The organism is Glycomyces sp. NPDC050141 (assembly GCF_055586545.1).
In genome coordinates, this window is record NZ_JBVJHZ010000055.1 from 22601 (window position 1) to 30084 (window position 7484).

Annotated in this window: 8 protein-coding genes; 4 read left to right on the plus strand and 4 right to left on the minus strand. The window is 71.8% G+C overall.

The window, feature by feature from the left end:
* Positions 1-7: 7 nt before the first annotated feature.
* Genes trpC through hisI form a run of 3 tightly spaced genes read right to left on the minus strand, consistent with a single transcriptional unit; the run spans position 8 to position 1740 of the window.
* Complete coding sequence (gene trpC, locus ACZ60M_RS23560; RefSeq protein ID WP_465421379.1) at positions 8-814, minus strand: indole-3-glycerol phosphate synthase TrpC; 807 nt, start codon at positions 812-814, stop codon at positions 8-10.
* Positions 815-1399 carry a Trp biosynthesis-associated membrane protein gene (locus ACZ60M_RS23565; RefSeq protein ID WP_465421381.1) on the minus strand — a complete coding sequence of 195 codons (585 nt, stop codon included), beginning with the start codon at positions 1397-1399 and terminating at the stop codon, positions 815-817.
* Complete coding sequence (gene hisI / locus ACZ60M_RS23570; RefSeq protein WP_465421382.1) at positions 1396-1740, minus strand: phosphoribosyl-AMP cyclohydrolase; 345 nt, start codon at positions 1738-1740, stop codon at positions 1396-1398. The genes ACZ60M_RS23565 and hisI overlap by 4 nt, the downstream gene beginning before the upstream one ends.
* Positions 1741-1820: 80 nt before the next feature.
* Here hisI and ACZ60M_RS23575 point away from each other — a divergent pair, with 80 nt between their 5' ends.
* The 3 genes from ACZ60M_RS23575 to ACZ60M_RS23585 all read left to right on the plus strand — a co-directional run bounded on the left by ACZ60M_RS23575 (position 1821) and on the right by ACZ60M_RS23585 (position 5339).
* Complete coding sequence (locus tag ACZ60M_RS23575) at positions 1821-2489, plus strand: RibD family protein (RefSeq protein ID WP_465421384.1); 669 nt, start codon at positions 1821-1823, stop codon at positions 2487-2489.
* 85 nt (positions 2490-2574) lie between these two features.
* Positions 2575-4323, plus strand: coding sequence for a BCCT family transporter (locus ACZ60M_RS23580; protein WP_465421386.1), 1749 nt, complete (start codon positions 2575-2577; stop codon positions 4321-4323).
* A 53-nt stretch (positions 4324-4376) separates the two neighbouring features.
* Positions 4377-5339: a quinone oxidoreductase family protein gene (locus ACZ60M_RS23585; RefSeq protein WP_465421388.1), complete on the plus strand. Its 963-nt coding sequence runs from the start codon at positions 4377-4379 to the stop codon at positions 5337-5339.
* On the opposite strand, the gene ACZ60M_RS23590 is transcribed toward ACZ60M_RS23585, so the two are convergent.
* Positions 5329-6330, minus strand: a complete 1002-nt coding sequence (locus tag ACZ60M_RS23590; RefSeq protein ID WP_465421390.1) for a GlxA family transcriptional regulator — start codon at positions 6328-6330, stop codon at positions 5329-5331. The genes ACZ60M_RS23585 and ACZ60M_RS23590 overlap by 11 nt on opposite strands.
* A 112-nt stretch (positions 6331-6442) precedes the next feature.
* Here ACZ60M_RS23590 and ACZ60M_RS23595 point away from each other — a divergent pair, with 112 nt between their 5' ends.
* Complete coding sequence (locus tag ACZ60M_RS23595) at positions 6443-7372, plus strand: NADP-dependent oxidoreductase (protein WP_465421396.1); 930 nt, start codon at positions 6443-6445, stop codon at positions 7370-7372.
* The last annotated feature ends 112 nt before the right edge of the window (positions 7373-7484 follow it).

The window sequence follows — 7484 nt, forward strand, 5'->3', positions numbered from 1 at the left end:
GAGACCGCTAGATCGGGCGCGGCGTGGCCGGGTGGGACCCGGCGGTGACCAGCTCGGCGACGGCGTCGCGCGGGCTCTTCGTCTTGACGACGCCCTCGCCGACGAGCACGGCGTCGGCCCCGGCGCTGGCGTAGCGGATGAGGTCGCGGGTGCCCCTGACGCCGGACTCGGCGACCTTGACGACGCCCCGGGGCAGGCCGGGGGCGATGCGCTCGAACACCGAGCGGTCGACGTCGAGCGTAGTCAGGTCGCGGGCGTTGACGCCAATGACTTTCGCCCCGGCGCGCAGGGCCCGGTCGGCCTCGTACTCGGTGTGGACCTCGACGAGCGCGGTCATGCCGAGCCCTTCGATGCGCTCGTGGAGCGACACGAGGGTGTCCTGGTCGAGGGCGGCGACGATGAGGAGCACGAGGTCGGCGCCGTGGGCGCGGGCCTCGAGGACCTGGTAGGGGGAGACCACGAAGTCCTTGCGGAGCACCGGGATCTGGACCTTCGCGCGGACGGCGTCGAGGTCGTCGAGGCTGCCCTTGAAGTAGTGCTGCTCGGTGAGGACCGAGATGACGGACGCGCCGCCCGCGGCGTACTCGGCGGCGAGCACGGCCGGGTCGGGGATGTCGGCGAGGGCGCCCTTGGACGGGGAGGCCCGCTTGACCTCGGCGATGACGGAGACGCCGCCGCCGGAGAGCGCGGCGTACCCGTCGAGCGCGGGGCGGGCGGCCTCGGCGCGCTCGCGGATGACCTCGATGGGGGTTGCGGTCTGGCGCCGTTCGAGATCGGCGCGGACTTCGGTGATGATCTGCTCCAGCACGTTCACCTAAGATCGTCCCTTCTCCTGCGCCGATGCCGTGATATTAGGCGACGAGGGGTCCTCGCCGGAGTCGAGGGCGTTCCACAGCGACACCGGGTCCTCTGCTATGGCGCCGTTGCCGTCGGGTGCCGCTTCGTGGCGGTCGCCCGCCTCGTACCGGGATGCACTGTCGGGCCAGCCGCCAGCGCGGGCGGTGACGGCGGCGCCTGCGGCGGCGAGGATGAGCGCGGCGATGCCCATGGCGACGGGCCAGGGTCCCGCGTCGAGGTGGAGGGCGCCGCCGAGCGCGGCCGCGAGCCCGGCGAGGGCGGCGACGACGCCGAGGACGCGGCGGGCGCGGTTGCCGGTGGCGAGCATCGCGAGGAACGCGGCGCCGCCTGCGAGCGCGCAGGGCAGGGCCCAGGAGGCGAGGTCGGTGCCGGCCTGGGCGGTGGTGGCGGTGATCCCGGCGTGCCCGGTGTCCGTGGTGGTCGTCCAGTCGCGGGAGGCGGCGAGCGCGGCGACGGCGGCCGCGCACAGCCCGGCGAGGAGGACGCGGGTGCGTTCGGCGGCGCGCTTGTCGGCGCTGTGCTCGCTGTTCGCTTCGCTCATGCGATCTCCCTTCCGGTGAAGCAGGTGCGGGTGCCGGTGTGGCAGGCGGGGCCGGTCTGGTCCACTTGGAGGAGGACGGTGTCGCCGTCGCAGTCGACCGCGACCGAGACGACCGCCTGGTGGTGGCCGGAGGTCTCGCCCTTGACCCAGTACTCGCCGCGGCTGCGCGACCAGTAGGTGGCCTTGCGGGTGGCGACGGTGCGCCGCAGCGCCTCGGCGTCCATCCACGCGAGCATGAGGACTTCGCCCGTGTCGTGCTGCTGCGCGATGGCGGGGACGAGCCCGTCCGCGTTGAATCGGAGGTTCGTGATCACGTCGTCGCTGGTCTGTCCTGCTTCCACGTCTACTGATTGTGATCGCATACCGGCTGTGACCGCCACCCGGGCCCGCCCGGGAGTGCATCGTGGGATTCTCAGGGGTTATGGAGCGCCCTTATGTGATCGTTTCGGCCGCGATGAGCATCGACGGCTATCTCGACGACGTGTCCCCGAAGCGGCTGATGCTGTCGAATGCGGCCGATTTCGACCGGGTCGACGCGGTGCGCGCGGGCGTGGACGCGATCGCGGTAGGCGCCGGGACGGTGCGCGCGGACGACCCGAGGCTGCTGGTCCGGTCGGAGGAGCGCCGCGACGCGCGCGTCGCTGAGGGGGAGGCGCCGTCGCCGCTGCGGGTGGTGTTCTCCCCGTCGGGCGACCTCGATCCGGGCGCGCGCCTGTTCGGGGGCGAGGGCGGCCCGGTCGTGGTCTACACCAGCGAGCGGGGCAAGGAGGCGTGCGGGCTCGGCGAGGAGGCCGCCGAGGTGGTGGCCCTGGGCGACACGCTGGAGATCCAGGACGCCTTGCGCGACATGGCCCGTCGGGGCGTCGAACGGCTCCTCGTGGAGGGCGGGGGCACGATCCACACCCTGTTCTTCGCCGGGGACCTCGTCGACGAGGCGCACCTGACGATCGCGCCGTTCCTGCTCGGGGGCGCGGGCGGGCCGAAGTTCGTGCACGCGGCCGCGTTCCCGCAGTCGCCTGCGCGGCCGCTGCGGCTGGTCGAGACGCAGGCGCTGGGTGAGGTCGCACTGCTGGTGTACCGGCGCGGCTGAACCGGGTCGCCGAACCGGCCGGACGGGTGCGTTTCGTCACTTATGGTGACTGGAGCGACACTCCACCGACGAACGGAGCCGGCCGATGGCCACGACCGAGACGCCGCCCACCGATCCCGGGGAGGCCCCGCCGCCCGCATCGCCCGCGGAAGCGGAGGAGCGGCAGGCGACGTACCCGGTCGACCGGCCGGTGTTCTGGATCAGCGCCGTCGTCATCCTCGCCGTGATCGTCTTCGGCGCGGTCTTCCCCGACCAGTTCGAGTCCGGTTCGACGGCGGCCCTGAACTGGGTCATCGCGAACTTCGCGTGGCTGTTCATCATCGCCGGGAACATCTTCGTGGTCCTGGCGATCTATATTGCGGTGAGCCGCTACGGCAACATCAAGCTGGCCGCGAGCGCCGACGAGGAGCCCGAGTTCGGGACGCTCCCGTGGATCTCGATGATGTTCGCGGCGGGCATGGGCATCGGCCTCATGTTCTACGGCGTCGCCGAGCCCCTCGCGCACTACTTCGACGCGCCGCCGCCGCTCGAGCTCGATCCGGCGTCCCCGTACTACAACGACGAGCTCACCGAGGGCGCGCTCGTCTACTCGTTCTTCCACTGGGGACTGCACCCGTGGGCGATCTACGCGGTCGCCGGGCTCGCGCTCGGCTACTCGACGTTCCGCAAGCGGCGCGGCAACAACATGAGCGACGCGTTCGCGCCGCTCATCGGCGGCCGCCGGTGGGGCCCGGTCACGGGCAGGGCGATCGACCTGCTGGCCGTGTTCGCCACGGTCTTCGGCACAGCCGCGAGCCTCGGCCTGGGCGCGCTGCAGGTCGCGGTCGGGCTCGACATCGTCGTCGGCGTGCCCGACTCGACGCAGCTCGAACTGATCGTCATCATCGCGCTGACGGCCGCGTTCGTCGCCTCCGCGTTCTCGGGCGTGCACCGCGGCGTCAAATGGCTGTCCACCACGAACGTCGTCCTGGCGCTGTTCCTCATCGTGTTCGTGTTCTTCGCCGGGCCGACCCTGTTCATCCTCGACGCGTGGCCGAGCGCCATCGGCGGGTACCTCACCGACCTCGTCGGGATCTCCAGCGCCACGGGCGCGTTCGGCGGCGCCGACTGGATGGGGACGTGGACGATCTTCTACTGGGCGTGGTGGCTGTCGTGGGCGCCGTTCGTGGGCACGTTCATCGCCCGCATCTCGCGCGGGCGCACCATCCGCCAGTTCATCGTCGGCGTGCTCCTGATCCCTTCGGCCGCTTCGACACTGTGGTTCGCGATCCTGGGCGGGACGGCGCTGTGGCAGCAGAACCACGGCGAGGACTTCAGCGGCGCCGTCGCCATGGGCGAGGAGTACTCGCTGTTCGCGCTGCTCGAATCGCTCCCGCTGTACAGCCTGCTCGCAGGGCTCTCCATGGTGCTCGTGGCGATCTACTTCGTGACCGGCGCCGACTCGGCGTCGCTCGTCCTCGGCTCGCTGTCGAGCCACGGGTCGCTCGCCCCGAAGAAGCCGCTCGTGGTGTTCTGGGGCGCGACGATCGGCGCGGTCGCGGCCGTCCTGCTGGTCTCCGGCGGCCTCCAGGGCCTGAAGAACGCCACGATCATCGTGGCCCTGCCGTTCGTCATCGTCATGCTGCTCCTGTGCGTCGCGCTCATGAAGGAGCTCGTGCAGGACCCGGCCTCGCATCCGCTGCGTCACCAGTTGCGGCACAAGGGCTTCCGCGAGGCGATCCGCAAACTCGTGGGCGAGGAGGTCGACTCGCGCACGGCCGACCCGAACCGGTGGGGCCGCGGCCGCCTGCGCTTCGGCGCGGGCAACGGCAAGCGCACCGGCACGGACGAGTAGCCGCCGCAGCCGCTGCTATTTTATGGGGTGACCCTGCGGCGGAAGGAAACCTCATGAAGGCGATCGTGGTCGAGCAGACCGGCGGGCCGGGCGTGATGCGGGTGCTGGAGGGCGAGGACCCGGGCCCGCGCCCGGGCCAGATCGCCGTCAGGGTCGCCGCGGCGGGCGTCAACTTCATCGACGTCTACCACCGCACCGGCGCCTACGGGCTGCCGCTGCCGTTCACCCCGGGCCTCGAAGGCGGCGGGTATGTCGCCGCGGTCGGCGCGGGCGTCACCGGCTTCGAGGTCGGCGACGAGGTGGCGTGGAAGAGCGTCCCCGGGTCCTATGCGGACCTCGTCGTGGGCGACGCGGACGAGTTCGTGCCCGTCCCCGAGCACGTCGCGGTCGAGACCGCCGCCGCCGTCATGCTCCAGGGCCTCACCGCGCACTACCTGTGCAACAGCGTCTACGCGGTCCAGGAAGGCGACACCGTGATCGTTCACGCAGCCGCGGGCGGCATGGGGCTCCTGCTCACCCAGATGGTGAAGTCCAAGGGCGGCAAGGTCATCGGCACGGTCTCCACCGACGCGAAAGCAGAGCTGGCGCGGCAGAACGGCGCCGACCACGTCATGCGCTACGAGGGCTTCGGCGCGAAGGCGCGCGAGCTCACCGGCGGCGAGGGCGTCGCGGCCGTGTACGACGGCGTCGGCAAGACCACGTTCAGCGAAGGCCTGACGGCCCTGCGCCGCCGGGGCGTGATGGCCCTGTTCGGCCAGTCCAGCGGCCCCGTCCCGCCCGTCGACCCGCAGCTGCTCCACAAGGGCGGGTCGCTGATCCTGACCCGGCCCACCCTGCACGACTTCACCGCCACCCGCGAGGAGTACCTGTGGCGGGCGGGCGAGGTCTTCCAGATGATCGAGGACGACGACCTCCTCGTCCGCGTCGGCGAGACCTTCCGCCTCGAAGAGGCCCCCGAAGCCCACCAGGCCCTTGAATCCCGCAAAACCACCGGGAAGCTCCTGCTCATCCCCTGACCGCGGCTGCAGCCTCGCGCTCGCGGAACGCCTTGCGGTACACCGAGGGCGAGACGCCGAGCACCGTTCTCAGGTGCTGGCGCAGCGAGACGCCCGTCCCGAGCCCTGCGCGCTGCGCGATCTGGTCCACCGTGAGGTCGCTCGTCTCGAGGAGCCCGCGGGCGTGCTCGACGCGCTGCAGGGTGAGCCACTGGGCCGGGCTCTGCCCGACCTCCTCGCGGAACCGGCGCGTGAACGAGCGGCGGCTCATGCGCGCCCGCCGTGCCAGCTCGTCGATCGACAGGGGATGGTCGAGGTGGCGGAGCGCCCATTCGCGGGCGTCGGCGGTGCTCACGCCCGAGGCCTCGGGCACGGGCCGCTCGATGTACTGGGCCTGGCCGCCCTCGCGCCACGGCGGCACGACGCAGCGGCGGGCCACCGCGTTCGCCACCTGGCTGCCGTAGTCGCGGCGGACCAGGTGCAGGCAGAGGTCCACGGCCGCACCGGCACCCGCGGCAGTAAGCACGCGCCCCTCGTCGACGAACAGCACGTCGGGGTCCACTGTGATGTTCGGGAACCGGTCGCGCAGCCGGTCCACGAGCATCCAGTGCGTGGCGGCCGACTTCCCTTCAAGGAGACCGAGTTCCGCGAGCACGAACGCGCCCGAGCAGAACGAGACGATCCGGGCCTCGGGCCGCACGCCCGCGAAGACCGCCTCCAAGCCCTCCGGCAGCTCCCTGACGTCGCAGATCGGGCTGTCGGGCTGGATCGTCACGACCACCACGGTGTCCGCCCAGGCCAGCGCCTCGGGGCCGTGGTCGACGGCGACGGTGAAGCCGCTCGCAGAGCGGACGGGCGTGCCGTCGGTCGAGCAGACCCGCACTTCGTAGCGCGGGGTCAGGTCGTCGCGCATCGCCGCGCCGAAGACGCGGTGGGGGATGCCGAGTTCGAAGGCCATGACGCCTTCGAGCGCGAGGACGGCGACGCGGTGGGGCGCTTCGGAACCGGTCATGGCCCGATTCTTTCACATGATGGCCCTCGGGCCGCTAGGCATGCCGCGCAGGTTCCAGCAGACTGGTCCCCACCGAAGCAGAAAGTATCGAGAGGAATCCACAATGGCCACTATGCGAACCGTCAAGCAGGACGGACTCGGCGGACCCGAGGTGCTCAAGGTCGTCGAGACCGAGCGGCCGGAGCCCGGCACCGGCGAGATCCTCGTGAAGGTGCACGCGGCCGGGCTCAACCCGGTGGACTGGAAGACGCGCGCTTACGGCGGCCTCCTGGGCCGCACCGGCGACTTCACGCTCGGCTGGGACGTGTCGGGCACCGTGGCGGCGGTCGGGTTCGGCGTGCGGCTCTACGAGGTCGGCGACGAGGTCTACGGCATGCCCCGGTTCCCGCAGTTCGCCAACGCGTACAGCGAGTACGTGACCGCTCCGGCCCGCCACTTCGCCCGCAAGCCCGCGGGGCTCACCCACAGCGAGGCCGCCGCGCTCCCGCTCGCGGGGCTCACGGCCTACCAGTCGCTGGTCGACGTCGCCGGGGTCGAGGCGGGGCAGCGGGTCCTGGTGCACGCCGCAGCCGGAGGCGTCGGCCACCTCGCGGTGCAGATCGCGAAAGCCAAGGGCGCGTACGTGATCGCCACCGCGAGCGCCGCGAAGCACGCCTACCTCAAGGAGATCGGCGCCGACGAGGTCATCGACTACACGGCGGGCGACTTCGCCGAGCAGGTCAGCGAGGTCGACATCGTGCTCGACGGCGTCGGCGACGAGTACACGGCCCGTTCGGCCCCGGTCGTGCGCGACGGCGGGTACCTCATCACCCTCCCCGGCCCGGCCGACGTCCCTGAAGCGGAGCAGGCCCGGATCAAGTCGGGCTTCTCGATCGTCGAGCCCGACCAGAACGGCCTCAACGCGATGACCGCCCTGGTCGACGCTGGTCAGCTCAAGCCCACGGTGTCCGAGACCTACCCGCTGGACGAGGTCGCCAAGGCGCACGCCTCGCTCGAAACGGGCCGCACGATCGGCAAGATCGTCCTCGCCATCGCCGAGTGAATACAGCGGGGGGGGGGGGGGGGGAAGGAACCCCCCCCCCCCCCCCCCCACAACCCCCCCCCCCCCCCCCTCCTCCCCCCCCCCCCCCCCCCCCCCCCCCTCTCCCCCCCCC